Origin of the sequence: Corynebacterium aurimucosum, assembly GCF_046895345.1 — a bacterium.
GTDB classification, from domain to species: Bacteria; Actinomycetota; Actinomycetes; order Mycobacteriales; family Mycobacteriaceae; genus Corynebacterium; species Corynebacterium aurimucosum_G.
Genome location: NZ_CP160096.1, coordinates 1170385 through 1196827, shown reverse-complemented (window position 1 = coordinate 1196827; position 26443 = coordinate 1170385). Strand labels below are relative to the sequence as shown.

Annotated in this window: 26 protein-coding genes and 1 pseudogene; 16 read left to right on the top strand and 11 right to left on the bottom strand. The window is 61.8% G+C overall.

What is annotated here, in order from left to right; genetic code table 11:
• Positions 1–2: 2 nt before the first annotated feature.
• Genes ABZS45_RS05740 through ABZS45_RS05730 form a run of 3 tightly spaced genes read right to left on the bottom strand, consistent with a single transcriptional unit; the run spans position 3 to position 2222 of the window.
• Positions 3–923: a DUF808 domain-containing protein gene (locus ABZS45_RS05740; protein ID WP_412101011.1), complete on the bottom strand. Its 921-nt coding sequence runs from the start codon at positions 921–923 to the stop codon at positions 3–5.
• Between the two features lie 43 nt (positions 924–966).
• Complete coding sequence (locus ABZS45_RS05735) at positions 967–1503, bottom strand: DUF402 domain-containing protein (RefSeq protein ID WP_216379834.1); 537 nt, start codon at positions 1501–1503, stop codon at positions 967–969.
• Positions 1503–2222, bottom strand: coding sequence for a hypothetical protein (locus ABZS45_RS05730; RefSeq protein ID WP_070718718.1), 720 nt, complete (start codon positions 2220–2222; stop codon positions 1503–1505). The genes ABZS45_RS05735 and ABZS45_RS05730 overlap by 1 nt, the downstream gene beginning before the upstream one ends.
• 270 nt (positions 2223–2492) lie before the next feature.
• Between ABZS45_RS05730 and typA the strand changes: the two genes are divergently transcribed.
• The 8 genes and pseudogenes from typA (at position 2493) to ABZS45_RS05690 (ending at position 10264) form a co-directional block, all read left to right on the top strand.
• Complete coding sequence (typA, locus tag ABZS45_RS05725; protein WP_070443198.1) at positions 2493–4403, top strand: translational GTPase TypA; 1911 nt, start codon at positions 2493–2495, stop codon at positions 4401–4403.
• A gap of 71 nt (positions 4404–4474) precedes the next feature.
• Positions 4475–6076, top strand: a complete 1602-nt coding sequence (locus tag ABZS45_RS05720; RefSeq protein WP_412101010.1) for an ABC transporter family substrate-binding protein — start codon at positions 4475–4477, stop codon at positions 6074–6076.
• Positions 6066–6935 carry a PIG-L family deacetylase gene (locus ABZS45_RS05715; RefSeq protein WP_412101009.1) on the top strand — a complete coding sequence of 290 codons (870 nt, stop codon included), beginning with the start codon at positions 6066–6068 and terminating at the stop codon, positions 6933–6935. Before ABZS45_RS05720 ends, ABZS45_RS05715 begins: the two co-directional genes overlap by 11 nt.
• Entirely contained in the window at positions 6932–7324 is a 393-nt protein-coding gene (locus ABZS45_RS05710; protein WP_412101008.1) for a hypothetical protein, read from the top strand. The genes ABZS45_RS05715 and ABZS45_RS05710 overlap by 4 nt, the downstream gene beginning before the upstream one ends.
• 50 nt (positions 7325–7374) lie before the next feature.
• The gene (fdxA, locus tag ABZS45_RS05705) at positions 7375–7698 is read left to right on the top strand and encodes a ferredoxin (RefSeq protein ID WP_005327491.1); all 324 of its coding nucleotides are present in this window, start codon (positions 7375–7377) and stop codon (positions 7696–7698) included.
• 3 nt (positions 7699–7701) lie between these two features.
• Positions 7702–8787 (top strand): succinyldiaminopimelate transaminase, encoded by a 1086-nt coding sequence (gene dapC, locus ABZS45_RS05700; protein ID WP_412101007.1) that lies wholly within the window; start codon positions 7702–7704, stop codon positions 8785–8787.
• Between the two features lie 48 nt (positions 8788–8835).
• A pseudogene (locus tag ABZS45_RS05695) lies at positions 8836–9595 on the top strand (pseudouridine synthase).
• A gap of 105 nt (positions 9596–9700) precedes the next feature.
• Complete coding sequence (locus ABZS45_RS05690; RefSeq protein ID WP_412101006.1) at positions 9701–10264, top strand: GtrA family protein; 564 nt, start codon at positions 9701–9703, stop codon at positions 10262–10264.
• Positions 10265–10684: 420 nt separating this feature from the next.
• Here the strand turns inward: ABZS45_RS05690 and ABZS45_RS05685 are convergent, their stop codons facing one another.
• The 6 genes from ABZS45_RS05685 to ABZS45_RS05660 all read right to left on the bottom strand — a co-directional run bounded on the left by ABZS45_RS05685 (position 10685) and on the right by ABZS45_RS05660 (position 16664).
• The gene (locus ABZS45_RS05685; RefSeq protein ID WP_412101005.1) at positions 10685–11164 is read right to left on the bottom strand and encodes a transcriptional regulator; all 480 of its coding nucleotides are present in this window, start codon (positions 11162–11164) and stop codon (positions 10685–10687) included.
• Positions 11148–11357, bottom strand: a complete 210-nt coding sequence (locus tag ABZS45_RS05680; RefSeq protein ID WP_412101004.1) for a helix-turn-helix transcriptional regulator — start codon at positions 11355–11357, stop codon at positions 11148–11150. The genes ABZS45_RS05685 and ABZS45_RS05680 overlap by 17 nt, the downstream gene beginning before the upstream one ends.
• 54 nt (positions 11358–11411) lie before the next feature.
• Positions 11412–12272, bottom strand: a complete 861-nt coding sequence (locus tag ABZS45_RS05675; RefSeq protein ID WP_412101003.1) for a DUF559 domain-containing protein — start codon at positions 12270–12272, stop codon at positions 11412–11414.
• A gap of 489 nt (positions 12273–12761) precedes the next feature.
• On the bottom strand, positions 12762–14192 hold the full coding sequence (locus ABZS45_RS05670; RefSeq protein WP_412101002.1) for an amino acid permease: 1431 nt from the start codon (positions 14190–14192) through the stop codon (positions 12762–12764).
• Between the two features lie 123 nt (positions 14193–14315).
• Positions 14316–15287 carry a 2,3,4,5-tetrahydropyridine-2,6-dicarboxylate N-succinyltransferase gene (gene dapD / locus ABZS45_RS05665; RefSeq protein ID WP_070443173.1) on the bottom strand — a complete coding sequence of 324 codons (972 nt, stop codon included), beginning with the start codon at positions 15285–15287 and terminating at the stop codon, positions 14316–14318.
• An 18-nt stretch (positions 15288–15305) separates the two neighbouring features.
• The gene (locus tag ABZS45_RS05660; RefSeq protein ID WP_412101001.1) at positions 15306–16664 is read right to left on the bottom strand and encodes an amino acid permease; all 1359 of its coding nucleotides are present in this window, start codon (positions 16662–16664) and stop codon (positions 15306–15308) included.
• Between the two features lie 91 nt (positions 16665–16755).
• Between ABZS45_RS05660 and dapE the strand changes: the two genes are divergently transcribed.
• The 7 genes from dapE to ABZS45_RS05625 all read left to right on the top strand — a co-directional run bounded on the left by dapE (position 16756) and on the right by ABZS45_RS05625 (position 21698).
• Positions 16756–17844 carry a succinyl-diaminopimelate desuccinylase gene (dapE, locus tag ABZS45_RS05655; RefSeq protein WP_412101000.1) on the top strand — a complete coding sequence of 363 codons (1089 nt, stop codon included), beginning with the start codon at positions 16756–16758 and terminating at the stop codon, positions 17842–17844.
• Positions 17845–17851: 7 nt separating this feature from the next.
• A complete protein-coding gene (locus tag ABZS45_RS05650) occupies positions 17852–18622 on the top strand; it encodes a TIGR00730 family Rossman fold protein (RefSeq protein ID WP_412100999.1) in 771 nt (256 codons plus the stop codon).
• Between the two features lie 26 nt (positions 18623–18648).
• Complete coding sequence (gene folP, locus ABZS45_RS05645) at positions 18649–19461, top strand: dihydropteroate synthase (RefSeq protein WP_412100998.1); 813 nt, start codon at positions 18649–18651, stop codon at positions 19459–19461.
• A 3-nt stretch (positions 19462–19464) separates the two neighbouring features.
• The gene (locus ABZS45_RS05640; RefSeq protein WP_412100997.1) at positions 19465–20202 is read left to right on the top strand and encodes a glucosyl-3-phosphoglycerate synthase; all 738 of its coding nucleotides are present in this window, start codon (positions 19465–19467) and stop codon (positions 20200–20202) included.
• 3 nt (positions 20203–20205) lie between these two features.
• Positions 20206–20502, top strand: coding sequence for a DivIVA domain-containing protein (locus ABZS45_RS05635; RefSeq protein ID WP_216379824.1), 297 nt, complete (start codon positions 20206–20208; stop codon positions 20500–20502).
• A 131-nt stretch (positions 20503–20633) separates the two neighbouring features.
• The gene (locus ABZS45_RS05630; RefSeq protein WP_010187237.1) at positions 20634–20801 is read left to right on the top strand and encodes a DUF3117 domain-containing protein; all 168 of its coding nucleotides are present in this window, start codon (positions 20634–20636) and stop codon (positions 20799–20801) included.
• A 9-nt stretch (positions 20802–20810) separates the two neighbouring features.
• Positions 20811–21698: a methyltransferase domain-containing protein gene (locus ABZS45_RS05625; protein ID WP_216379823.1), complete on the top strand. Its 888-nt coding sequence runs from the start codon at positions 20811–20813 to the stop codon at positions 21696–21698.
• A gap of 430 nt (positions 21699–22128) precedes the next feature.
• Here the strand turns inward: ABZS45_RS05625 and ABZS45_RS05620 are convergent, their stop codons facing one another.
• The gene (locus ABZS45_RS05620; protein ID WP_412100996.1) at positions 22129–23586 is read right to left on the bottom strand and encodes a GH32 C-terminal domain-containing protein; all 1458 of its coding nucleotides are present in this window, start codon (positions 23584–23586) and stop codon (positions 22129–22131) included.
• Between the two features lie 11 nt (positions 23587–23597).
• Complete coding sequence (glgA, locus tag ABZS45_RS05615) at positions 23598–24752, bottom strand: glycogen synthase (protein ID WP_412100995.1); 1155 nt, start codon at positions 24750–24752, stop codon at positions 23598–23600.
• 165 nt (positions 24753–24917) lie between these two features.
• Between glgA and glgC the strand changes: the two genes are divergently transcribed.
• Complete coding sequence (gene glgC / locus ABZS45_RS05610) at positions 24918–26135, top strand: glucose-1-phosphate adenylyltransferase (protein WP_070443154.1); 1218 nt, start codon at positions 24918–24920, stop codon at positions 26133–26135.
• Positions 26136–26443 lie beyond the last annotated feature (308 nt).

Here is a 26443-nt window from a genome sequence, read left to right as displayed (position 1 = left end):
GTCTATTTCACGCGCTCGGCGGTGGCCTTGACCGCCATGATGATGGTGACGATAACGGCGCCCAGAATAAAGCCGCACAACATCGACAAGCCGGTGTCCGCCAACCAGGCGAGGGCACCGTTGTTGATGCTCTCGGTCACGTGGTGGCTAAAGCCATAAGGCTGTTCGGCGCCGAATTCGCTCAGACCCTTGACCACAATGTGGCCGCCGACCCACAGCATGGCGGCGGTGCCGATGATGCCGATGATATTGAGCACAATCGGCATGCCCTTCACCAAGGCGGTGCCCAGGGCGGAGTCACCATCGTGACGCTTGAGCAGGGCGACGCCGATGTCATCCATCTTGACTAGCAGCCCGACGGCGCCATAGACGCCCAACGTGAGGAGGACACCAACGGTGACCAAGGCGCCGAGGCGCAGCCAGAAGGGCTGATCAATGACCTCGTTGAGGGAGATCACCATGATCTCGGCGGAGAGGATGAGGTCGGTGGTGATAGCGGATTTCACCAGGGAGTCCTCGGCATCGGGGCCCTTTTCTTCCACGGTCTGTTCGTCCTTATCACCGCGGTGAAGGACAGCATGGAAGATCTTCTCTGCGCCCTCGAAGCACAGGTAAGCACCACCGCACATGAGGATAGGGGTGAGCGCCCACGGCGCGATCCACGACAGGATGAGCGCAATCGGCAGGATGATGACGAGCTTGTTGATGAGCGAGCCCTTGGTGATGCGCCAAATCATGGGCAGCTCACGCTGCGGCTTGACGCCCTGGACATATTGGGGCGTGACAGCGGCGTCGTCGACAACGACCCCGGCGGCTTTCACCGAAGTCTTTCCGGCCAATGCTGCCACGTCGTCGACGCTGGAGGCAGCGGAGCGGGCGATCAGGGCGACGTCGTCAAGCAGGGCAAAGAGACCACCGGCCATGGCTCACATCCTTTTAAGGTGGGGGAGAAGTACTCACCCTAGGTTACTCGGCAGGAACGAGCTCCACATTTTCTGCCCAAGTAAGGTCCATTCCCAGCGTGCGCAACCAATTCATGGCGTCATCGCCGTAGCGCGTGATGCCTTCGACGGCGGTCAGGGTCCGCTCCATGGCGCGCTCGGCCTCCTCGGCACTGATGAGGCCGTTGGAGGTGGCGGCGGCTAGCTCGTCAATATCGAGAACATCGACTGGCTCGCCAGAGGTGGAGACCAAGTCGACGTAGAGATCGCGGGTGGTCCACACGTCCCCGTCAATATCGATATCGGCAACGTCGATGTAGAAGTCCTGGTGCACATCGATGCCCTTGCGGAAGTGGAAGATGTTGGCGCGCAAGCCAAGGTCCGGCAGCAGCCAAGACTCGAGGTAGCCGAAGCGCGGGTGATTAGCGCCGCGGGCCATGTAGAGGCCAAAGTCGGTGACCCGGTAGGTGTCTACCTCGCGCTCGAAACCTTTCGGGTCGACGTTGATGTTGTCGGTGGTATTAAAGGTTTCTTGCTTGACTGGGTGCAGGTCTGTGCTCATTAGTTCACCTCGAGGTAAGCCGCGGTAGGTGGGAAGGAACACGAGGATTCAGCAGTGTTGACCGCGCCGGAAAGGACCGCCACGACGGTACCCTTGCCAGTCGTGGCACGGCCCGAGACCGTGGTTGGCCCATCGGTGTTGATGCCATTGTTGAACAGGGGAGTAGTGCCAAACTGGAAGGTGTCCAGGTTGAACCACTGAACGCGCATGGCGCCCTGCTCTTCAGCGGCGGTCGGGGTGCCCAGCGCGGTGAAGAGGAAGACTGCTTCGCCTTCACCGGCACCTGGGGCCGGCATATCGGTCGGGCCAGGCACGGCGATGGCGGAGCCCACCGAATCGCCCTGCCCGCCGATGCACTGCGCGGAGACCGTGGGCCAGTAGAACTGGCGGAAGCCGGGGTTATTTCCCTCCGGCATGGCAACGCCGCCTTCGCCGCCTTCACCGGCGGTGAAATTAAGGGCGGTGAGGATGGCGCTGCGGGCCTCCTGCGGGATCCATGGCTGTGCCGCGAAAGCACGAACGCGCTCCTGCGTCTCCGGGGTGGGACGGCCGAGGCTGTCCAGCGGGTTGCTGCTCTGTGGGATATTCACGAGCGAGGAGAGGTCGGGGGCGCCGGCGTTTGCGGGCGTGATGCTGAGTAGGCCCATCATCACGGCAGCAGTGAGTCCGGCGACGCCACGACGGGCGGAGCGGGAAGAGTGCTGTTCGGAAAAGGCCATGGAAAATCCTTGTGTGTGGGTGGGGGGCGTGACGGCAGAAACTAAATCACATGCGTCACAATAGTATCTGCTGCCACAATATTCACTTTTTTGATGTAGTCAACTCTCAATAGAGGACTACTGTGCGGTATGTCGGGTGTTGATATCAATTCGTTACATCCCGCAGCGCTCTGCGGGATCCTGCGCGATGCTGCACATCAAAGAGCTAGAGAGTATATTTAAGGGCCGTTCACATCGCTAACGCATCATGCTTTAAGGAGCACCCCACACGTGAGTAATACTGAGTTCCGTAACGTAGCCATCGTCGCGCACGTTGACCACGGTAAAACCACCCTCGTCAACGGCATGCTGGAGCAGTCCGGCGCTTTCGGCGACCATGGCGAACACTCGGATCGCGTCATGGACTCCAATGATCAGGAGCGCGAGCGCGGCATCACCATTCTGGCGAAGAACACCGCCATCCACCGCAAGGGCCTGGGCAAGGACGGCGGGGATCTCATCATCAACGTCATCGACACCCCGGGCCACGCCGACTTCGGCGGCGAGGTGGAGCGCGGTATCTCGATGGTCGACGGCGTCGTGCTGCTTGTCGACGCCTCCGAAGGCCCCCTCCCACAGACCCGCTTCGTGCTTACCAAGGCGCTGGAGGCGAAGCTGCCGGTCATCATTTGCGTGAATAAGACCGACCGCCCGGATGCCCGAATCGATGAGGTCGTTACCGAGGCCCAGGACCTGCTGCTGGAAATCGCCGCCGGCCTGGAAGATGAGGAAGCAGCAGCTGCTGCCGAGGAGCTGCTGGATCTGCCGGTCCTCTACACCTCCGGCCGTGAGGGCAAGGCCTCAACCGAAAACCCGGGCAATGGCAACGTCCCGAACGCCGATGATCTGCAGGCGCTTTTCGACGTCATCTATGACGTCCTCCCTGAGCCCTCCGCCAAGGTCGACGCCCCGCTGCAGGCGCACGTGACCAACCTGGACTCCGATGACTTCCTCGGCCGTATCGCTCTGCTGCGCATCTACTCAGGCACCATCAAGAAGGGCCAGCAGGTGGCCTGGATACATTATGACGAGGAAGGGGAGATGCACACCAAGACCGTCAAGGTGGCAGAGCTCCTGCGCACCGTCGGCTTCCAGCGCCAGCCGGACACCGAGGCTATCGCCGGTGACATCGTGGCCATCTCCGGTATCTCCGACATCATGATTGGTGACACCATCGCGGACGTCGAGCACCCAGAGCCGCTGCCGCGCATCAAGGTCGACGAGCCGGCTATTTCCATGACCATCGGCGTCAACACCTCCCCGATGGCAGGCCAGGGCGGCGGCGATAAGCTCACTGCCCGCATGGTCAAGGCTCGCTTGGACCAGGAGCTCATCGGTAACGTCTCCCTCAAGGTGCTGCCGACAGAGCGCCCGGATGCTTGGGAGGTTCAGGGCCGCGGCGAGATGGCCTTGTCCGTGCTCATCGAGAACATGCGCCGTGAGGGTTTCGAGTTGACCGTCGGCAAGCCGCAGGTGGTCACCCAGGTCATCGACGGAAAGACGATGGAGCCGTACGAGATGCTCACCATCGATTCCCCCTCCGAGCACCAGGGCGCTATTACCCAGTTGCTGGCCACCCGCAAGGGCCAAATGCAGTCCATGGATGTCCGCGAGGGCGACTGGGTCCGCATGGTTTTCCGCGTCCCCGCCCGCGGCCTTATCGGCTTCCGCACTCAGTTCATGACGGAGACTCGCGGCTCTGGTATCGCCAACTCCATCTCCGATGGTCTCGATGTTTGGGCTGGCGATATCAAGGCACGCCCGACGGGCTCGCTGGTGGCCGACCGTTCCGGCCAGATCACCGCCTACGCTCTGCAGCAGTTGGCGGACCGTGGTGACTTCTTCGTGGAGCCGGGCATGGAGGCCTACGAAGGCATGGTTGTCGGCGCCAATAACCGTGATGAGGATATGGATATCAACATCACCAAGGAAAAGAAGCTGACCAACATGCGCTCCGCTACCGCGGATGCCACCGTCACCCTCGCCAAGGCTCGGACCCTGTCCCTGGAAGAGGCGCTGGAGTTCTGTGGCACCGACGAGTGCGTCGAGGTCGGCCCGAACGTCCTGCGCGTGCGCAAGGTCGAGCTGTCCTCCACCGAACGCAAGCGTGCGGCCGCCCGCGCCAAGCAACTCAACAAGTAGCTCGCTCAGCGGCGCCCCTCGCGGAACTACAGTGGTGGGGAAAGTTTTCGGAACGTAAAAGGTTGTGTGGAGTGGACCGTTTCCTGCCTCGGCTCGGCGTTATCCTCGCAGCCGCCCTGCTGACGGCCTGCCAGGCCAATCCTGGCCCGCCGCCAGTGGTAGATGAGGATGATCGCAGCGCCACTCCTACGAATTCCAGCACAACGTCCCCGCCACCTGAGGCAGTGCCCGAAGAGGACCTTCTGCCGAAGCGCAGCACCGTGGCCATCGGTGTCGACCCGCTGCGCGGCGGGCTCAACCCGCACCTCGTGGCAAATAATTCTGAGCTGGTCAACCAGATTTCGGAGCTAGTGCTGCCTTCTGCTTTCCACGGCACCGAGATGGACACGGATGTCCTCGAATCCGCCGAGGAGATCGAAGCCCCCGAAGGCGTTGCGATGCGTGTGCGCTACAGCATCGCCGCGCCAGCCCAATGGTCTGATGGCACGCCGATCAGTGGTTCCGACTTTAACTATTTGTGGTCCCAGATAACGCGCACACCAGGCGCGAAAGACGTGTCCGGCTATCGCGCCATTACAGCCGTGCGGACCTCCGGCAATGGGCGAGTGGTCACCGTCGACTTTGGCCATCGCGTCGAAGATTGGCACAAGCTTTTTGCTCATCTCATGCCTTCCCACCTCCTCGAAGACCGGGACTTCACCTCGGCCTTGGCGGATGGCATCCCCGCCTCAGCCGGGCGTTACCTTGTGGAAAGCATGGACCGCGGGCGAGGGATTATCACTCTGAACCGCAATGACCGTTTCTGGGGAGAAGATCCCGCGAACATCGATATCATCCAACTGCGCGCTGTCCGCGATACCGCGCAGGCGGTGAACATGCTGCGTTCGCACCAAATAGGGTTTGCTGATATCACCCCGCAGCAGACCACTTTGGAGAATTTGAGCCTGATCAGCGATGTCAACACCGGAGTGGTGAACCGGCAGCGCCAGCTGCGCTTGGAAATGTCGGCTGCGGAGGGGGCTCTCGAGGAAGAACCGCAGCGCCGCGCCTTGGCCTCGCTTCTCGACACCGACCAAATAGCCCGCTTGGCCACTGGCCGCGCCTCGGAGCTGGAGCCGGGGGATAATCCCTTCGATAGCAATGTTGAGCTCGCCCCACTGCGGGAGCGGGCGGGACGCAAACCCGTGCGCATTGGTGTGGATCCCCAGAACCCCACTGCTTTGGCGGCGGCCACCACCATCGTGGACGTGCTGCAAGCCAAGGCCATTGACGCGGAGGTCGTCACCGAACGCCTGACTACAATTACCTCGGATCTGCTTCCGGCGGGCAAGGTGGATGCCGTGGTGGCGTGGGATGAGAACGGCAAGGATGCGATGACCTTGGCCAATTACTTCGTGTGTGCAACGCCGACGCGCCCAGCGGCAACGCTGTCGAGTTTCTGCCCGGACAACTCTGCGGAGACGGCCTTTGGCATTCTCTCAGGCGAGCTGGATTCCACAGCCGCCCAGGAGAACGTTAAGCACCTGAACAAGGAACATGTGCTTTTTGTCCCGCTGCTCAATGAGGTGCGAATCCACGCTTTAGGCAAGGGTATTGTTGGCCCCGGACAAAGCATTCACGACTGGGATTCCGGTCTTGTCAGCGCACCGCAGTGGAGGAAAGATGATGAATAAGGATCTCACCGGATATCGCGTCGTAGCTGTCCACGCTCACCCGGATGACGAGGTGCTTTTTACCGGCGGCACGCTGGCGGACTTGTCCGCGCGCGGCGCGCAGGTCACCGTGATTACCGCGACGCTGGGTGAGGAAGGCGAGATTATTGGCGAGCCCTACCAGGGGCTCGCGGAGACCGACCAGCTGGGAGGGTTCCGCGCCTGGGAGCTCAAGCACGCGCTCGATGCTTTAGGTGTTGAAGGCATTCAGCTGGGTGGCTTCGGGCACTTCCGCGATTCTGGGATGGAAGGCTCGTCTGCACACGAGAACCCGCGGGCCCTGGTCAATCGTGTGGAGGAGGCCGCAGGCCTGCTACGGGGCCATCTCGATCGGCTGCGTCCGCACGCGGTACTGACCTATGGTCCGGACGGCGGCTACGGGCACCCCGACCATATCGCCGTGCACAAGGCCGTGCATGCGGCTGCCGAGCCGGAGCAGCGGATCTGGTGGGCCGTCTTCGAGCGCACCGCGCACTACCGTGCGCTCGACGCCATCACTCCTCCGGAGGGGTGGAGCGTGCCGGATAAGGCATACCTGGACAACTTCACCAACGCCGGCTGCGATGTCGCCTACGAGCTCACTGACGCGGCTCTCAGCGCCAAGCGTGCAGCGATGCTGGCCCATGCCACACAGATCTGGCTTGCCGATGGCTCCCTCACCACCGTCAACCCGCACGCCGCCCAAGCGGCGCTGCAAGCCCCTTCCGAGGTTCCCGCCGCCTATGCCTTGTCCAACTTGCTCACCATGCCTCTGCTGCGCCAAGAGTTCTACCAATTGGGACAGGGTGAACCACAGGATTCATTGCTGGGGGAGAAATGACCGAGCGCGCCATTCGCACTGATTTCTCCCGCGGCGAGCAGGTAGGGGGTCTAGTGTGGCTCGTCTTAGGCGCACTCTGCTCGCTGACCCTCGAGGTTGTCTACCTCACCGCTCGCTTGCCGTGGCCTGGCGAGGCGGGCGTGGCCTTTCCCATCACCATCCTCATTGCATTCTGGTTCAACGGAGTGTTGACCCGCACAGCCCGCCTGTGGAGTGAGAATCCCTACATCGCAGGTGTGCCCGGGCTGGCGTGGGTGGGAGGATTTCTCGCGTTCATGCTGGGAGCCGCCATCGGTGGCGGTAGCCTGCTGCCCAATAATATTCTCAGCCTGCTGCTGTTCGCCGCGGGAATCGCGGGTAGCGTTTGGCCATTTTTCGCCTCGGAGTAGCATACTGTTAGTCGTAGAAAACCCGTGACACACAGGAGTTTAAACACCTTATGACTTACACCATCGCGCAGCCTTGCGTCGACGTAATGGATCGAGGCTGCGTTGAAGAGTGCCCGGTCGACTGCATCTACGAGGGCAAGCGCATGCTCTACATCCACCCGGATGAGTGCGTGGACTGCGGCGCCTGTGAGCCGGCTTGCCCGGTGGAGGCCATCTTCTATGAGGATGATGTCCCGGATGAGTGGCTGGACTACAACGATGCCAACGCCGCCTTCTTCGATGATCTCGGCTCCCCGGGTGGCGCAGCAGCTCTCGGCCCGCAGGACTTTGACGTCCCGATGATCGCTGCACTCCCGCCTCAGAACCAGGAGTAGACCATGAGCCGCACGCCGCTTGGACACACGCTCCCGGATTTTCCGTGGAACTCGCTTGCTGACGCCAAGAAGAAAGCACAGGCGCACCCAGACGGAATCGTCGACCTATCAGTTGGCAATCCCGTTGATCCGGTCGCTCCTGGCGTGCAGTTAGCAATGTCCGCCGCGGCTGAGGCTCCCGGTTATCCGCAGACCCAGGGCACCCCGGAGCTGCGGGAGGCCATCGCGAAGGCGCTGCAGCGCCGCTACAACATGAACGTGGACGCGGTGCTGCCGGTCATCGGCACCAAGGAGGCTATCGCCTGGCTGCCCACTTTGCTGGGTATGCGTGGCGAGACCGTAGCTTTCCCGACGGTGGCTTATCCCACCTATGAAGTCGGTGCGCTCTTGGCCGGTGCTAAGCCCCTGCGTGCGGACGATGACTTCGAAGACTCCTCGCTGGTGTTCATCAACTCGCCGTCGAATCCGACGGGCAAGGTGTTGGGCGTCGAGAAGCTGCGTGAGATCGTCGCTTGGGCGCGCGCGAACAATGTCATCGTGGCCTCAGATGAGTGTTACATGGGCTTGGGTTGGGATGATGAGAACCCGCCGGTGTCCATCCTGGACCCGCGCGTAACAGACGGCGACAATACCGGACTCATCGCCATGCATTCGCTGTCTAAGAGCGCGAACATGGCCTCCTACCGCGCCGGTTTCTTCGCCGGTGATGCCCAGCTCATCGCGGAGCTGTTGGAGCTGCGCAAGCACGCAGGGCTCATTGTTCCGGGCCCCATTCAGGCGGCCATGGTTGCCGCGCTTGACGACGACCCCTCCGAAGCCCTCCAGCGCCAGCGCTACGCCGCGCGCCGTGTAGATCTGATGCGGGCGCTGACCAGCGCGGGCTTTAGGATTGATCACTCCGAAGCCGGTCTCTATCTGTGGGCAACCCGCGGTGAAAACTGCCGCGAAACCGTCGACTGGCTGGCCGAGCGTGGCATCCTCGTTGCGCCTGGTGATTTCTATGGTCCGGCGGGCGAGCAGTACGTGCGCATCGGCCTCAACGGCACCGATGAGCGGATTGCCGCAGCCGTTGCGCGCTTGGCTGAGTAAGTGGTCTTTCGCCCGCCGGCGCGGGAGGGGATTAGCCCGCGCAAGGTGATGCTCACCGGCATCGTGCCCGCCACTCCTACCTATTGGGCAGGTGAGGCGGGCGATTCCGCGTTTTCTCCTGGCACTCGCTTGGAGCCCGGCACTCTACTTCCTGGGCCCACGTTAGCGTGGTATCACCCTTCTATCCCGCGTGAAGTGCCCATTCCCTTTGACTACCGGGTGGTATATGAGGACGAGGACCTGATAGTCGTCGACAAGCCGCACTTCTTACCCCACGACTTCGAATGGGCGCATCGTCCGCGAGACCCTCCAGACCCGCCTGCGAGTGGATTATGGGGAGGACTCCATTGTTCCGCTGCACCGGTTGGACCGGTTGACGTCGGGGTTGGTGTTGTGTTCGCGCAATCCGCGTACGCGGTCTGCCTACCAGCTTCTTTTCCAGGAGCGTGCGGTGCTTAAGCACTACAGGGCTAGGGTGGCCGCGCCCTTCTCCTTCGACGGCACGGTGCGGCTGGGTATGCGGCGAGTGCGGGGCGAGCGCCAGGTCCGCGTGGATCCTTCCGGCACGCCTACCGTGACTCGGGTGCGCGTTCGGGGAACGGTGGCCGATGTCTGGCCGCTGACCGGCCACACCCACCAGATTCGCGTGGTGCTTAAGCACCTGGGGCATCCGATTGTGGGGGATGATACCTATCCGGTGGATCGTGGATTGTCCCTCTATGATTTTTCAACGCCGCTGCAGCTTTCCCACATTGCGATGAGCTTTAAGGACCCGCTTTCGGGCGAGAAGCGTGAGTTTAAGCTGTGAGATTGGGCGCTATTGCGGCGCGCGTTTTAGTCTGCGCTTCGCGAGGGACTAGACTCATACGAAGTTTTATTCATCATTTTTGAGCATTTTGCAAAGGACGTGTCCATGGCGGATCTGAGCTTTGCTCGCTTTGCCTCGAATCTTGGCCAGTTCATCAAGTTTGGTCTGGTCGGCGGCTCGGGCACGTTGGTCAACATTGCGACCTCGATTGTGGCTGCGAAATGCGGTTTGGCCTGGTTTGACGCCACGCCGCATGACGCGATGTTCAATCTCTTCGGCACACAGTTCCACGTGCGCTGGTTCATGCTCTTTTCCACCATCGCCTTCCTCGTGGCAAACACCTGGAATTACCAGCTCAACCGCATGTGGACGTTTAAATCCGTCAACAAGGTGTCCTGGCTACGCGGCTTTTTCCCATTCCTTATTACGGGTATCGGAGCTTACCTGGTTACACTCGCGGTGCAGTACCTGCTGATGAATCCGACCTCGCCGCTGCAACTGCCTCCCCATATCTTCGATGACTCCACGGGCTTCCGCACGATGTACTACTGGGCCAATGCCATTTCAATCGTGGTAGCCATGCCCATCAATTTTATCTTCAACAAGCTGTGGACCTTCCGCTCGACGCCCAAGGCGCCGGTCGTGGTCCACGAGACCGAGCCGGCTTAACCCCTTCCGCCCCGCCTGTCCTTCCGCACGGCACCTGCCCCGCGCCTGCCTTTCACGCTCACCAGCGATGGCCGGCGGGGCTTTTTACATGCTGCGGTGAGCGCGAAGGGGGCGTCGGCAAGCTATGCCCCTTCGCGCTCACTGAAGGCACGGCGTGGAAGCGCTCCATCGCGCTGGTGAGTGCTTAGGCGTGGAAATCAGAAACCCGCCCTTTGCGCTCACCGGCATCTAATAGATTCGCTAGTTCCCGCTCACGGTGAGCGCGAAGGGAGATGGCAGCGGTTTAGCGGGGCAGGGCCGCATTCTTAGCGGGGGCGGGCAGTATCGGCTTGAACTACCTTTGGCGCTCACCGGCGCCTGTAAAAAGCAAGACCCGCCGTCCGCGGTGAGCGCGAAGGGCGGGACGGCAAGGAGAGCAAGCTAGTCGTCGAGCTCGGCGTCGAGGCGGGCTTGGTCGCGTTGGTGCTGGCGGCGGCGGAGGAATGGTGTGAAGATGATGGCGGCGGTCACGCCGGCCCCAGCGCCAATCAAGTAGGAGGTGGAGTCCGGTGCGTAAGCGTTATGGGCAATTCCGACGAACATCACAATGAGCGGGATGAGGTCGACGGTCATCGCAGACCAATTACGGCCAACAGATGGGGTGGCGACTCGTTTGCGCAGCCACGCCGTGCCGAAGAGATTGCCGATGATAGACGGCGCGATGGCGAGGAAGCACAGCATGCTCATCTTCCCAGGTAGTACCCAAGCGAGGATGGCTGCTGCGACGATCTCGAGGAACTGTGCAGGCGGCGCAGCGATGGCATACGCCTTGTAGAAAGTCTCGCGCTCGAATTCGTCGCGAGAGGCGCGGTCGATCTCGCGGAGCGTGTAGTTGGCCAGGGCGTTAATCATGTTGTTCATCTCCAAAGATTTCTTCGACGGTTTTTCCTAGTTCGCGGCAAATGTCGAGTGCTAGGTGCACAGAGGGGGAGTAGTTGCCGCGCTCGATATTGGCGATTGTTTGGCGGGAAACGCCGGCTCGTTCGGCGAGTTCGGTTTGAGACATTTCGAGCCAGCGCCGCCATTTGCGAACCATGTTCTGGTGCTCAGCCATCTGCCCTCCTTTACGGTGTGTCGTGCGTACATGACTAAGTGTAAAGCAAACTTGTCACGATGGCAATGTTTGCATGCATAAGTGCCAAGTCCAATAAGGCTGGGTCGCGGCAGAAGGGAGCTTGGGATTTCGCCCTTTGAGCAGCTCAAGGGTCGCTTTGATAAGCAAGAAGGCATCGTCGAGGTGGTAGCGGATATCGTCGGCAGTAAAGCGCAAAACCGTATAGCCATGCGCCACGGCCGCGTTCTGCTTCGTACGGTCTGCCTGAAAAGCCCTTCCATGCTTGTGGTATTCCCAACCGTCGACCTCGATGATGAGCTTGCCAATCTTCAGGTCAAAGCGGTAACCCGCAATGAGCACGTTGTGCTCAGGAAAGATCCCGTCCGCGCTAAGCCTTCGGCTAAGCTGGCGCTCCGGCACGCTGTCCGCGCCGATGGGCGTGTGGCGGATAGTCTCTTTCAAACGCCGGGGAACTCGACGCATTCTCCGCCGGTCATTTTCTAGACGGGCAGGCCCTGTCTTGCTGCGATAGTACTCTTCCAGCAGCTGCCCGCACGCCGCAGCTATACGACGGGCTGCCCACAGCACTTGAACAACAGGCAGGCCATTCACTTTGGCGGTGGCCGACAGGCGTGAATGCGTTACGCGAAAATTCTTGCCCTTAAGCGTGCGTGGGCCCTCGGCTTCCAGCGGAAACGTCAGTTTCCTCCCCAAGTGAATCTCCTGTGCGGTCTTGCCCGTGAAATGTATTCGACTGAGACCGTGCGCCAGAGCCCGCGCCACAGCTAGCGGCGACCACTCGTCGCTATAAATCCCGCGGTGCACGCGAAAGAGCGTCCCCGCGCGAAGCTTCCGCCTGATTGCTTCCTTGCTCAAGCCTTGCGCGCGAAGCTCCGCGGTTGTCCATGTTTTCATGACGCTCAAGGTATGCAGTGCTTAACGACGCGTCGAGGGTCAATTCCTCGCCTGTGGATAACTCGTCTCTGCGTGGTCGATTTTGCGCTAAGAAGCTGTCATGTCCGCAATTTAAGTTGCCATACGCCCCTCAAAACTCTCTTCGCGCTCACCAGGTGCGGGAAAACTGTGGTTTGCACCATGTCAGTGAGCGCGACGGGAGGAGGCGACGGGGAAGCGGCACCAATTCGGGTCCACCTACCTTTCGCGCTCACCGGGAAGCATCGGCCGTTGTTCCACCCATCGCTGGTGAGCGCGAGGGGCACGAAGCTGCGGTGTGAAGGGCGCGTGGGAGGGCGCGTGGGGAGGGGATTTCACGCGGCATGCCCTTGGCGGCCACGGGGAGCAGACAAGCGGCGCTACGACCGGCACCGGTGAGCGCGAAGGGAAGGAGGGGTCCGGTAGTGAGGCGCGGCGCGAAGGGAAGGAGGGGCTGCGAGAAGGGGGCGGCTAGCGGGCCTCGAGCTCCTCGGCCGTTGGTAGGGGCAGGCGCGAGGTCGGGGCGATGCCGCGGGCCTTCGCGTTGATGACACCGGCGATAGCCAGTACCACGAACATGGCGGCGGCGGAGAAGAGCTGGATGCGGGCGGAGGCGTCGGTAAGCATGAGCACCGCGATGGCCGCAAAGAGCACCAGGGCGAACCACGTGAGATACGGGTAGGCCCACATACGCACCGGCAGTGGATGCATGGCCTCGAGCTGGGGGCGCAGGCGCAACTGGCTCACCGCGATGAAGACCCACACGATAAGCAGCGAAGCACCAGCGGCGTTCAGCATGAAGGAGAGTAGCCATCCGGTATCCGCATAGTTGAGAACAACCATCACCGTGGAAAGAATGACAGATAGCGCGATGGCCGCAGTCGGGACGCCGCGACGGTCGGTGGCGGCGAAGAGCTTGGGGGCTTCACCGCGGCTAGCCAGTGAGTGCATCATGCGGGAGGAAGCGTAGATTTGCGCGTTGAAAGCAGAGAGTAGCGCGAGAACGATGACCACTTCCATGATGGCTGCCGCGCCTGGGATACCAGCCCGGTCCAGCACCATGGTGAACGGCGACTCGGCGGCAGACTGTGCTGAGCCGAGCGAAGAGTAGGGCAGGAGGAAGGTGATAACGAGGACAGAGCCCAGATAGAACACCGAAATGCGAGTAATGGTAGTGCGCACTGCGTTGACGAGAGATTTCTCGGGGTCCTCGGATTCCGCAGCGGCGATGGCGACGACCTCGATGCCGCCGAAGGCGAATGCCACGGCGAGCAGACCGGCGGCCACACCACCGAGGCCGTTGGGCATGAAACCGTCGGCAAGGAAGACGGATGTGCCGATGAAGGTGTGGCCGGGGAGAAGACCGAAGATGAGCAGCGCGCCGATGACAAGGAACGCAATGATGACGGCGACTTTGATGAAGGCGAACCAGTACTCGAACTCGCCGAACAAGCGCACCCGCAGGAGGTTGATGGTGCCGAAGAGAGCCACACAGATGGCTGCAGGAATCCAGGGCGGGCAGTTAAACCACGCGCCGATGAACCCGGCCGCGCCGGTGATTTCCGCGCCGAGAACCGCGACGGTGGCGAGCCAGTAAATCCAGCCCTGCGTAAAGCCTGCCCAGCGGCCGATGCCGTGCTCCGCGTATTCGGAAAAGGAGCCGGATGCGGGGATGACCGTGCCCATCTCACCGAGCATCTGCATGACTAGGATGGCAAGGAAACCAGCGATGAGATAAGCCAAAAGGACCGCGGGGCCGGCGGCAGAAATGCCTACACCGGTGCCTAAGAAAAGGCCAGCGCCAATGGTGGAGCCCAGCCCCATCATGGTCAGGTGGCGGACCTTCAAGCCGCTGCCGAGTGAGCGAGAGGAGGAATCGTTTTGAGCAGTCACCTTTAGCATTCTAGGCCGCGGCTGTCGTAGGTAGGGCATCGAGGGGTGCCCGTGGCGCAGGGACGTGGGCGAGGGAATGAATTTGGGATCACGAAAGGCCCCCGCAGAAACGGGGGCCTCAAGCAGCAGCGCTTAGTTCTTGTGCAGATCCTCGTTGAGAGCCACAGCCTCAGACTTCCAATCGACGGCCTCGACGGCGCCGGTCACGGAGTTGCGGCGCAGCAGCACGCCGGAAACACCAGAGAGCTTGGAACCCTTGATGGTGTCGCCCTCAGACAGGCCTAGGGCCGCCGCGATCTTGCCAAAGACGGCAATCTTGGTGCCGGCGGTGACGTAGAGGCCGGCTTCGACGACGGCGTCGTCGCCAAGCGAAATGCCCACGCCGGAGTTCGCGCCGAGCAGGCAGCGCTCACCGATGGAGATGACCTCCTTGCCGCCACCGGACAGGGTGCCCATGATGGAGGCGCCGCCGCCGATATCGGAGCCATCGCCCACGACGACGCCTGCGGAAATACGGCCCTCGACCATGGAGGCGCCCAGGGTGCCGGCGTTGAAGTTAACGAAGCCCTCGTGCATCACGGTCGTGCCCTCAGCGAGGTGGGCACCTAGGCGAACGCGGTCCGCGTCACCAATGCGCACGCCGGAGGGGACAACGTAGTCCACCATGCGCGGGAACTTATCGACGGAGTAGACGACGACCGGGCCGCGGGAAGCGAGGCGGCCGCGGACCATCTGGAAATCGGCAACCGCGCAGGGGCCGTAGTTGGTCCACACGACGTTGGCCAGCTTGCCGAAGATCCCGTCTACGTTCAGGCCGTGAGGCTTGACTGCGCGGTGGGAGAGCAGGTGCAGGCGCAGGTAAGCGTCGTAGGTGTCGGCGGGAGCCTCGTCCAGATCCTTGATGGAGGTCTCCACCGCGATGCGGGCAACGCCGCGCTCCTCGTCGGGGCCAACCAGGTCAGCGAACTGCTGCGGAACCTCCTCCAAGCGCTCGGTGCCGCTGGCTTCTACAGAGATATCGGTGTGAACTGCGGGGAACCAGACGTCCAGGACGGTGCCGTCGTGGGTAATGGTTGCCAGGCCGCGTGCGGATGCTGAAGTCATAGGCTCACACCCTAGCAGTTACGCGTCCGCCGCGCGCCTTGAGTTACCCGGGAGTAGGTGGAATATCACAACCAGGGCCACGGTCAGGATGAGGACGGCGAGGACTTGGTTGCGGGCGGAGGGATCGAAAAGCATGAGAATTGTAAGACCCACCAGCGCCAGGGCGGTGATCCATGGCAGCCACGGGAAGCCCGGAACACGCAGCGTAGTGAGCTCTCCATTGGCCTTCATCTGAGGGTGCAGCTTGATGTAGGACGCCACGATGAAGCACCAGATGATCAGCAAACAACCGCCCACCGCGTTGAAGAGGAAGGCCAGAAGCCCCGGCGGGTTCCAGTACTGCAGAGCTACCGATGCAAAGGCGAAGACGATGGAGAGCACCACCGCATAAATGGGGGAGCCGGAGGCGTTGGTCTTCAAAAAGACGTGGTGCGCGCTGTGGTCCTTAGCCATGTCATAGACCAAGCGGGAGGTGGCGTAGATCTGCGCGTTGAAGGCGGACAGCAGCGCCAGGGCAATGATCGCCTCCATGAATCCCGCAGCGAAGGGGATTTTCGCGGCCGCAAGGACCAACGTGAAGGGCGAGTCCGCGGCCACATCGGCGTCCTGGATAGAGCTGAAAGGCAAGGCCATGGTGATGACCAGAATGGAGCCGATGTAGAAGACCATGATGCGCACGATGATGGCGCGCACGGCAGTGGCCACGTTGTGTGCGGGGTCTTCGGACTCAGCTGCGGCAATGGTGACCAGTTCGATGCCACCGAATGCGAAAGCCACGGCGAGCAGGCCGGCAGCAAAGCCGGGGCCGCCATTGGGGAGGAAGTTCTCCGTAAAGTTGTGGCCCGCCACCGAGAGATCCATACCCGGCAGGATGCCCAGTGCCATGAGCACGCCGATGCCGAGGAAGGCCACGATGGTGGCAACCTTGATGATGGCGAACCAGAACTCGAATTCGCCGAAGCCGCCCACGGCGGCAAAGTTGACGATGGCGAAGAGAATTACGGCCACCAATGCTGGAATCCAGGGGTCTACCCCGAACCAGTTGGAGACGATTGCCGCGGCACCAGTAATCTCTGCGCCCATCACCATGACCAGCATGAACCAGTAAATCCAGCCCAGCGTGAACCGCGCCCACGGCCCGAAAGCCTGGCCCGCATAAGTGGAGAAAGCACCCAACGAAGGGCGGGCGGCAGCCATCTCACCGAGCATCCACATCACCAAGGCGATGAGCACACCAGCCACCGCATAGGAAATAAGGACGGAAGTGCCGGAGACCTGGATGCCCAGGCCGACGCCCAGGAAGAGGCCCGCGCCCACCGCGGAGCCGAGCCCCATCATGGTGAGGTGGCGGGTTTTGAGTTGAGTGGCCGCAGCCATAGGGAAATCACCTTCAACGCTGTTGATTGTTTGCAACGGGAAGTACTTTACGCAATGCACTAAGCAACCGGGGGCGCTAGCATGGCGGGTTGTGACTTTAAATCTCTTCTCCGATCCCATTGAGCTGACCAAGGCCTTGGTGGATATCCCCAGCCCTTCACACCACGAGCAAGCGATCGCCGCTGCGGTCGAAGAGGCTCTGCGTGGTCTGGACCAGAGCAAAGTAGAGGTGGAACGCTACGGTAACACCGTCTGTGCCCGGACGAATCGGGGCTTTAAAAGCCGCGTGGTCCTCGCCGGCCACATCGATACCGTGCCCTTAGCCGATAACGTGCCCCACACCATGTCGGAGGACGGCAGCATCATGTATGGCTGCGGCACCGTTGACATGAAGTCCGGCATGGCTGTCTACCTCAACGCTTTTGCGCAGCTGTACAACTCCGATGAGCTCAAGCACGATCTCACGGTTATTGCCTATGAGGGCGAGGAGGTCGCCACCGAATTCAACGGTCTGGGCCACCTGCAAAAGGATCACCCGGAGTGGTTGCAGGGAGAACTAGCGCTGCTGGGTGAGCCTTCCGGCGCCATGATCGAAGCCGGCTGCCAGGGCACCATCCGCGTGCGGGTGACCGCCCACGGCACCCGCGCGCACTCAGCCCGCGCCTGGCTCGGCTCTAACGCGGCGCATACCTTGGCGCCGGTGATGCTCAACGTGGCCAACTACCAGCCCCGCGACGTTGAGATTGACGGCTGCACCTACAAGGAAGGCCTCAACATCGTCCACCTCGAATCGGGTGTGGCGACCAATACCATCCCGGATGAGGCCTGGATGTTCGTCAACTTCCGTTTCGCCCCCGACCGCAGTGCCGAGGAGGCGCTGGCGCACCTGATGGAGGTCCTCGGCGAGCACGAGAACATCACCGTGGAGGTCGATGACATCGCGGGTGCGGCCTTGCCCGGTTTGGGCCAGCCGGCGGCACGCGCGCTTGTCGACGCCGTCGGCGGCAACGTCCGCGCCAAGTATGGTTGGACCGATGTGGCCCGTTTCTCCGAGATGGGGACCCCAGCCGTCAATTTCGGCGCCGGGGATCCGGGCTTTGCCCACAAGAAGGACGAGCAAGTACCCGTCGTTCAGATCACCGAAGTCTCGACCGCACTCTTGAATTACCTGAAGGGATAAGACCACTATGACGCCTGAGCAACTGCGCACTCTGCGCGGACCTCTTCTCGTGCGCACTGCTGGAGAGCAGTCCTCCACCTTTGACCAGCGCCTGCTGCAGTCCGGTGCGGATCATGAGTGGCAGCACGCCGATCCCTGGCGCGTCCTGCGCATTCAGGGCGAGTTCGTGGACGGCTTTGACGCGCTGGCCAAGCTGCCCAAGGCCGTGACCGTCTTCGGCTCTGCGCGCACCCCGGAGGATGATCCGAATTACCAGCTGGGCGTGGCTTTGGGCCGCCGCCTAGTAGAGGCCAAGTACGCCGTTATCACCGGCGGCGGCCCCGGCATCATGGAGGCGGCCAACCGCGGCGCGCATGAGGCCGGCGGACTGTCTGTGGGCTTAGGCATCGAGCTGCCGCACGAGCAGGGCCTGAACCCCTACGTCGATCTTGGCCTGAACTTCCGTTACTTCTTCGCCCGCAAGACCATGTTCCTCAAATACTCCCAGGCCTTCATCTGCCTACCCGGCGGCATGGGCACCATGGATGAATTCTTCGAGGTCATGTGCATGGTCCAAACCGGGAAGGTGACCAACTATCCCATCGTGCTCATGGGCACCAAGTACTGGGCCGGCTTGGTGGAGTGGATGAAGAAAACCTTGGCCGAGGGCGGGTTCATCAACCCTGAAGACCTCGATCTCTTCTTGATCACCGACGATATCGATGAAGCCGTCGCCCACATCTTGGCCGCGCACAAGGTGATGTCGGACAAGCGCCTGCGGGAGCAAGAAAACAAGTGACCTCTGCTCCTAACCTCGCGCGGGTCATGGCGATCGTGAACCGCACGCCCGACTCCTTCTACGACAAGGGCGCTACCTTCGAGCTCGACCCCGCCATCCAGCGCGCTGAGCAGGCGCTTGACGACGGCGCCTCCATCATCGACATCGGCGGAGTCAAGGCCGGCCCGGGTGAACATGTGGACGCGGCCGAGGAAATTGAGCGCGTCGTGCCCACCATCACGGAACTGCATCGCCGCCGCCCGGAGGCGCTGATTTCCGTGGACACGTGGCGCGCCGAGGTAGCAGAAGCGGCTATCGCCGCCGGTGCTGGCCTGGTCAACGACACGTGGGCCGGCTGGGACCCCGAGCTCATCGAGGTGGCTGGCCACCACAAGGTGGGCTACGTGTGCTCGCACACCGGTGGGGTCACACCACGCACCCGCCCGCACCGCGTTCATTTCGATGATGTTGTCGCCGATGTCATCTTCGAGACCACGCAGCTGGCCGAGCGAGCCGCCGATCTGGGTTGCCCGGAGGAGCTGACGTTCATCGACCCCACGCACGACTTCGGCAAAAACACCTTCCATGGTCTGGAACTGCTGCGACGCATCGACGAAATTGTCGCGACGGGGTGGCCGGTGCTCATGGCCTTGTCAAACAAGGACTTTGTCGGCGAGACCCTTGACCGCGCTGTGGACCAGCGCGTCGCGGGCACGCTGGCGGCAACGGCGTGGTCAGCTGCACGTGGCGTGGCAGCGTTCCGGGTCCATGAGGTGGCCCCGACGCTCGATGTTATTCGCATGACCGCCGCCATCCAGAGCCAGATGGCGCCCTTGGCGACGACCCGGGGGCTAGCCTAAGCCATGTCTGTCAGCGTTTCCGTAGTCATCCCTGCGCTTAATGAGGAGCGCACCGTCGCCCACGTGGTGCGCGCCGGCCTGGCTGACGATCCGTTAGAGGTCATCGTCGTCGACGCCGACTCCACCGATGGGACCGCGGCACAGGCAGCCGCGGCCGGGGCTCGGGTGTGCAATTGGCGCGACGTGGTGGAGGAGCCGCCGCAGCCTGGCAAGGGCGAGTCCTTGTGGCGCGGGGTGGCCGCGGCCCGGGGCGAGGTCGTCGTCTTCATCGACGCGGATTTAGAATCCGCCGCCCCCGGCATGGTCACCGCACTCAGCGAGCCTTTCGTGGATCCCCACGTGCAGATGGTCAAGGCGCGTTATACGCGCAGCCTGAACGGTCAGCCCACAGGTGGCGGGCGGGTCACGGAACTGAGCGCCAAGCCGCTGCTGCGCATGTTTTTCCCGGAGCTCGCGCACATTGATCAGCCTTTGGGCGGGGAGTATGCGATTCGCCGCGATGCGGCTGTGGGTTTGCCTTTCGTTGCGGGCTATGGGGTGGAAGCGGGGTTACTGATAGACGTCGCCAAGCGCCACGGCCCCCACGCCATCGCCGAAGTGGACCTGGGCACTCGCGCCCACCGCAACCGCCCGCTCCATGAGCTATCCCCGATGGCCGATGTAGTTTCGCGCACCATCCTCTCCCGCGCGGGCGTGGTCGGGCCTGTTACCCAACGACCGCCGCTGCTGGGTAAGATTTAGCGCATGTTGTCCTGGATTCTTCTTATCGTTGTCCTTATAGCTCTCGTCATCTTTGGTACATGGTTGTGGGGAACCCTTGTGGGGCGCGGAACTGTCATGGACGCACCCGACATAGCGGTGAGCACTGTTAATGAGAATCTGCAGGCTCTTGACGAGGGGCGTTTCGACGACCTGCGTTTCGACGTGGTCGCGCGCGGCTACCGTCAGGACCAGGTGGACGCCCTCCTAGCTGCGGTGGAGCGCCGTTTAAAGGCCGCGCCGGCGACATCGTCTGACGCTTCTTCCGAACCTTCGGCTTAACCCTTTGACTCGTCCTTGGACGAGGCCTTGAGGGAGCTTGCGGGGAAGCCTGTGGGAACGAGCCTGCCGCCGTCGGCTGAAAAAGGGCTAGACTAGAAGGACGTACAAAACTCAGTCGAAGGAGACTCAATATGGCAGCGATGAAGCCCCGTACCACTGGTGGAGAGATGGAAGCGGTAGAGGAGTCCCGCAAGATCGTTATGCGCATTCCTTCTGACGGGGGTGGGCGCATTGTTATTGAGCTCAGCAAAGAAGAAGCAGCGGAGCTGGGTTCACTCCTCGTAGCAGTTTCTAGCTAGTCTAGGAGCATGCTTTCACATATCGTCGATATTCTGGCCGATCCCGCCGATGGCAGCGCCCTGCAGGGTGCGGATGATTTTTCCCGCCTCGTGTCGGAGACTGGCCATTCCTATGATGTGGCCAAGCAGGGCTACGTCACGCTGGCAGCCGGTGCAGGCCTGAAGCATCAAGGCGATGATGCCGCGATGGTCACCGCCCGTGAAACCTACCTGGCCATGGGGCACTTTGCTCCCTTCGTGGAGGCAGTCACCGGTGCGGTGCAGGATTCTCTGGAGACCCAAGATGCGGCCGAACATGCGGCTGGCCTGAATGTGGACACCGCACCTGCGCTGCTTGAGGTCGGCGCGGGTACTGGCTACTACCTCGCTCACACCCTTGATTCGATTGCGGGCGCACGCGGCGTTGGCCTGGATATCTCTACGCACGCGGCTAAGCACTTGGCCAAGTCGCATGAGCGAGTTGGTGCCGTGGTTGCGGATGTATGGGAGCGTCTTCCGCTAAAGGATGATTCGATTCACGCCATCTCGGTGGTCTTCGCCCCGCGCAATCCGGCGGAGTTCCAGCGCGTTCTCGCACCGGGCGGGGAGGTCATCGTGCTGACTCCACAGGCGGGCCATCTGGACGAGCTGCGGGAGCCCCTGGGCATCCTCGGTGTGGAAGAAGGCAAGGTGGAACGCCTCTATGCGCAGGCGGAAGGCTTCTTGGAGCAGGCGGCCGACCCGGTCGATATTTCCTTCCCCATCGTCTTGGATAAGGCCTCCATCGCCGCACAGGTCGGCATGAGCCCGTCGGCGCGCCACATCAGTCCGGAAGAGCTGGCAGAGCGCATGGCCTCCTTGCCGCAGTCGCTGACCGTGACGGCTCACGCTCGCCTGGATCGCCTGCGCTCGGCCTAATTGCTGACGCTCCTTTTTAGGGCCTTCCTTCGCTGCTTCTCTTCGAAACCACCCTTCGCGCTCACCGGCAGCGCCCGCGGTGGTTGTTTGATGTCCTCGGTGAGCGCGAAGGGGGCTTGCAGCTGCCCAGTCCGCCGTGGTCTCCCTTCGCGCTCACCGGGGATGAGCGTGGAGGAAGTTTATGGTCCGCGGTGAGCGCGAAGGGCGGGGTGAGGCCCGGCCTGGCTCGTTGTGGCTCTGATGTTGCGTGGTCTTGTCGGCGCTCGAAGGCATCTGCATCGACCTCCGCCTCAATCTCCTTTCGCGCTCACCGGCAGCGCCCGCGGTGGTTGTTTGAGAACCCCGGTGAGCGCGAAGGGTAGGGGCGCATTAAAAAGAGGACCGAGACAACTCGGTCCTCCTCCTATATGCCGTCTCGCAGTCGATGCGATTAGGAGCGCTTGGTACCCTTGCGGCTCCACGATTGCTCAATGACAGCTTCGCCATCGGTGCTGACCTCGATGGCGGAGCAACCACCATCGAAGTAGACACGGGAGCTCATGGCCACCAAACCGCCGTCGACGAAGACCTCAACGCTGGCACCATCCTGAATGACGGTGAGGGTATCCGAATCCCCCTCAGCCAGCGGCGCTACCGCAGGAGCGGAGTCCTTGAAGTAGTTATCGAAGGCCTTGGACATGGAGCGGTCCAGGCTGATTTCTTCACCAGTATGGCGAATGACCGCAGCGGTATCGCCAGAGCCGTCCTTCAGCGTCACGGTCACGCTCGAACCCGTAGGTACTTCGAGGACGCCCGTCCAAGACTGTGCGTAATCCGAAAGCTTTACAGCATCCGGCAGCCCCTCTGCCGGGGTTTGGAACAGCACGCCGCCCTGCAGTGTCACCGCGCGCGGCAGGGACAAGCTATTAGCCCAGCCCTCAGCCTCCCACGTGGGGTGCTTGGTGGCATCATCGCCGCGGCCGTTGCCGTTGAGCAGACCGAGGATGACTGCGCGGTCGTAGCGGCAATCCTGCGGAATTGTTCCGGTCGTGGTGTTGGTGTTGCGCGGGCGGGAGAAGTCATGGCCAAAGTCCACGCGCTGGAAGCCTTTCGCCACGGTGAAAACGGTGCCATCAAGGCGGCCCACGATATATCCGGAGACATCGCGGCCCTCGCGTTCCAAGGTCACGAAGAGAACGTCGTAAATTTCCCTATCCACCTCGTCGCGCAGGCGTACCAGACGCGGTGAAACCACCGGCGGGATGGGGGAGGTGGCCGGAACTTCGTCCTCCTTAAAGCCAGGATCACCATCGAAGCTCAAGGGCCCGAGGAGCGTCCAGGATTCGCCATTGGGGCTGTCCAGGATTACCGGTACTGGTGCGTCGGAATGCCCGGTCAGCGCCAGCATAAGCCAGCCATCGTGTCCTTCTTCGCGGTCTTCCTTGGCCCAGTCCGGGACCACGGAGGGCGAGCGGAAGCGGTCATAATTGGTGTGGGCGCCTACGGCTTCCCCGAAGCGGACAACGTCTGGGTCGAGCGCCGAAGAGTCATCTGACACGATGCATTCATCGGCGTAGTCGGTGTAGCGCGCCAAGCGCACGCTAGTGCCGACCGAGGTCACCGACGTGAAGTACAGGTTGAGAGCGTCCTTTCCTTCCGCCACGGATCCTGCACGCAGCGATAGCTCGCCGCCGACGGTGGCGAGGACGTCGTCGCACTCCAGCCACTCGAAGGCCGTTTCCTCAGAGGTGGAATGGCCCCAGCGCGCAGGCTGGCCGGCATCAGGACGGTACTGGTGGAACAGGTGCCAGGTATGACCGTCCCGAACGATTCCTGCGGGGGCCTCGAGGATCCCGCTATCGGGAACGAAGTGAAGTTCTGGGCGATGGTGCGTTTCTTTATGCGTCACGGCAGTCCTTCCTACATTAACGAGCGGTAAATGTCCACGGTCTGCTGCGCGATGGTAGCCCACGAGAAGTCCTCGATGGCGCGCTGGCGGCCGGCGGAACCGAAGCGTAATGCCAGCTCTTTATCGGCGGCGACACGGTTCACAGCGGCAGCCAGATCAGCTTCAAAGGTGGCTTCGTCATTTACGTCATAGTTGACCAGAACGCCGGTTTCGCCGTCCACGACGACCTCAGGGATGCCACCCACATTGGAGGCCACAACCGCGGTGCCACAGGCCATTGCCTCAAGGTTGACAATCCCCAGCGGCTCATAAATAGAGGGGCACACGAAAACGTCCGCACCGGAGTAGACCTGCTTGATCTGCTCGCGCGAGAGCATGTCCTTGACCCAGTACAGGCCGTCACGTTGCGCGCTCAGTTCCTCCACGAGGGCTTCGGTCTCTGCCGCAATCTCCGGTGTGTCCGGCGCGCCAGCACACAGCACAAGCTGAATGTCTGCATCAAAGCTCTGGGTAGCCTTGAGCAGGTGCTTGACGCCTTTCTGCCGAGTAATCCGGCCCACGAAGGCAACGATGGGACGCTGCTTGTCGACGCCCAGCTCATCCAGCACCGTGGATTCACCCGGCTGCCAGACCTGAGTATCAATGCCGTTAAGGACTACATGGACCTTGTCGGCGTCGATGCGGGGGTAGGCATCCAAGATGGAATCTTTCATCCCGGCCGACACGGCGATGACGGCATCGGCATATTCCATAGCGTTCTTCTCGGACCACGAGGAGACCTCATAGCCACCACCGAGTTGCTCGCGCTTCCATGGGCGGTGCGGTTCGAGCGAGTGCGCGGTGACCACGTGGGGGATGCCGTATAGGCGGCCGGCAAGGTGGCCACCTAGACCGGTGTACCAGGTATGGGAGTGAGCCACATCGATATCGGAGGCGGCATTGGCCATACGCAGACCCGTGGAAAGCGTCTGCACGGCGGCATTGGCCTCCTTCAACGCAGGATCAATGCCATGTACAAAGACGTCCTTCTCATCGCGTTCAGAACCCATGCAGTGCACAGAGACATCAATAATCTCGCGCATGAAGCGCGTGAGCTCTGCAACGTGGACGCCCGCTCCGCCATAAATCTCTGGCGGATACTCCTTAGAAAATATTCCGGCTCTCATACTCGCCAGAATACGGATTATCCACAGCTCGCGCTAAACCTTGATGGACAGGTCGGTGCGGTGGTTCGTCGGAAAGCAGCGGGCGGGGTGTGAGGTGGACAATGGGGGGTAGAAACAAACGCACTTCTTCTGCGCGATCCAGAAAACGTCTATAAATTGGGTGGTGTGAGAAGCCTTCCTAATGTCCTTGCTATTGTCCTTGCCGGCGGCGAGGGAAAGCGCCTCTTTCCGCTGACGGAAGACCGCGCTAAGCCCGCCGTTCCTTTCGGTGGTTCCTATCGCCTGATCGACTTCGTGCTGTCGAACCTTGTCAACGCCGGATTCCTCAAAATTGCTGTGCTGACCCAGTACAAGTCCCACTCTCTGGACCGCCACATCTCCCAAGCGTGGAACCTGTCTGGCCCGACTCCGCAGTACATCGCTTCCGTGCCCGCTCAGCAGCGCCGCGGTAAGCGCTGGTACAACGGTTCGGCCGATGCGATCCTGCAGTCGCTGAACCTCATCTATGACGAGAAGCCGGATTATGTCATCGTCTTCGGTGCTGACCACGTCTACCGCATGGACCCAGCGCAGATGGTGGAGGAGCACATCGCGACTGGCCTGGACTGCTCGGTGGCGGGCATCCGCGTCCCGCGTTCTGAGGCTTCTGCCTTTGGCTGCATTCAGGCGGATGGGATGGGTACGATTACGGAGTTCGTCGAGAAGCCTGCCAATCCTCCGGCGACCCCGGACGACCCGAACATGACCTACGCCTCCATGGGCAACTACGTTTTTACCACGCAGGCGCTTATCGACGCTTTGCTGGAAGACGAAAAGGATGAGGACTCCGCACATGACATGGGCGGCAACATCATTCCTTATTTTGTGGAGCGTGGGCAGGCGCATGTTTATGACTTCATGGCCAATGAGGTGCCCGGTGCCACGGAGCGTGACCATGGCTATTGGCGTGATGTTGGCACCATCGACTCCTTCTATGAGGCACACATGGACATGATTTCGGTGCACCCGATTTTCAACCTGTACAACCGTTCGTGGCCCATTCACTCCACGGATGATTCCAACTTCCCGCCGGCGAAGTTCGTGCAGAACGGTATTGCGCAGTCTTCGATGGTGGCTCCGGGCTGCATCGTCTCCGGTGGTACGGTGCGCAACTCCGTGTTGGCTTCAGACGTGCACGTGGCGGATGGCGCGACGGTGGAAGGCTCCGTCATCCTGCCAGGCGTGCGCATTGGCCGGGGCGCGGTAGTTCGTCATGCCATCTTGGACAAGAACGTGGTGGTCAGCGACGGGGCCATCATTGGTGTTGACCGCGAGCGCGATGAGGAGCGATTCAAGGTGTCTGAGGGCGGCGTGGTTGTCGTGGGCAAGAACGTAAAGGTCTAAGCCGCGAGACAGCGCAGCGCCTTAAGCGGGCGTGTGGGTGGATTGAAGTCCACTCCACGTCCGCTTTTCGTGGTTTTGGTGGTGCCGACGAGTCCCGGAATGCTTCAGGAGCTGCGTAACAACGCCCTGCAACACCGCACCTTTCAGTACACTCCCTTCGCGCTCACCGAGAGCGCGCAGCCCGCCTAGAGAAGCCCCCACGGTGAGCGCGAAGGGTGGGGGAACGGAGAAGGAATAAAAAGTCGGCGCCAAAAGGACACCGGCGACACAGGGCGGGGTTTAGCTCGGAGACGTATCAGTGGCTAAAC

Coding starts and splice junctions, on each gene's coding strand:
- ABZS45_RS05670 (WP_412101002.1), bottom strand. CDS start 14,192: ATGCTAAAGGTGACTGCTCAAAACGATTCCTCCTCTCGCTCACTCGGC.
- ABZS45_RS05660 (WP_412101001.1), bottom strand. CDS start 16,664: ATGGCTGCGGCCACTCAACTCAAAACCCGCCACCTCACCATGATGGGG.
- folP (WP_412100998.1), top strand. CDS start 18,649: ATGGCGATCGTGAACCGCACGCCCGACTCCTTCTACGACAAGGGCGCT.
- ABZS45_RS05680 (WP_412101004.1), bottom strand. CDS start 11,357: ATGGCTGAGCACCAGAACATGGTTCGCAAATGGCGGCGCTGGCTCGAA.
- ABZS45_RS05710 (WP_412101008.1), top strand. CDS start 6,932: ATGACCGAGCGCGCCATTCGCACTGATTTCTCCCGCGGCGAGCAGGTA.
- dapC (WP_412101007.1), top strand. CDS start 7,702: ATGAGCCGCACGCCGCTTGGACACACGCTCCCGGATTTTCCGTGGAAC.
- ABZS45_RS05690 (WP_412101006.1), top strand. CDS start 9,701: ATGGCGGATCTGAGCTTTGCTCGCTTTGCCTCGAATCTTGGCCAGTTC.
- ABZS45_RS05735 (WP_216379834.1), bottom strand. CDS start 1,503: ATGAGCACAGACCTGCACCCAGTCAAGCAAGAAACCTTTAATACCACC.
- ABZS45_RS05740 (WP_412101011.1), bottom strand. CDS start 923: ATGGCCGGTGGTCTCTTTGCCCTGCTTGACGACGTCGCCCTGATCGCC.
- ABZS45_RS05650 (WP_412100999.1), top strand. CDS start 17,852: ATGACGCCTGAGCAACTGCGCACTCTGCGCGGACCTCTTCTCGTGCGC.
- ABZS45_RS05675 (WP_412101003.1), bottom strand. CDS start 12,272: ATGAAAACATGGACAACCGCGGAGCTTCGCGCGCAAGGCTTGAGCAAG.
- ABZS45_RS05715 (WP_412101009.1), top strand. CDS start 6,066: ATGATGAATAAGGATCTCACCGGATATCGCGTCGTAGCTGTCCACGCT.
- ABZS45_RS05630 (WP_010187237.1), top strand. CDS start 20,634: ATGGCAGCGATGAAGCCCCGTACCACTGGTGGAGAGATGGAAGCGGTA.
- glgA (WP_412100995.1), bottom strand. CDS start 24,752: ATGAGAGCCGGAATATTTTCTAAGGAGTATCCGCCAGAGATTTATGGC.
- dapD (WP_070443173.1), bottom strand. CDS start 15,287: ATGACTTCAGCATCCGCACGCGGCCTGGCAACCATTACCCACGACGGC.
- fdxA (WP_005327491.1), top strand. CDS start 7,375: ATGACTTACACCATCGCGCAGCCTTGCGTCGACGTAATGGATCGAGGC.
- ABZS45_RS05640 (WP_412100997.1), top strand. CDS start 19,465: ATGTCTGTCAGCGTTTCCGTAGTCATCCCTGCGCTTAATGAGGAGCGC.
- ABZS45_RS05625 (WP_216379823.1), top strand. CDS start 20,811: ATGCTTTCACATATCGTCGATATTCTGGCCGATCCCGCCGATGGCAGC.
- ABZS45_RS05685 (WP_412101005.1), bottom strand. CDS start 11,164: ATGAACAACATGATTAACGCCCTGGCCAACTACACGCTCCGCGAGATC.
- ABZS45_RS05730 (WP_070718718.1), bottom strand. CDS start 2,222: ATGGCCTTTTCCGAACAGCACTCTTCCCGCTCCGCCCGTCGTGGCGTC.
- ABZS45_RS05635 (WP_216379824.1), top strand. CDS start 20,206: ATGTTGTCCTGGATTCTTCTTATCGTTGTCCTTATAGCTCTCGTCATC.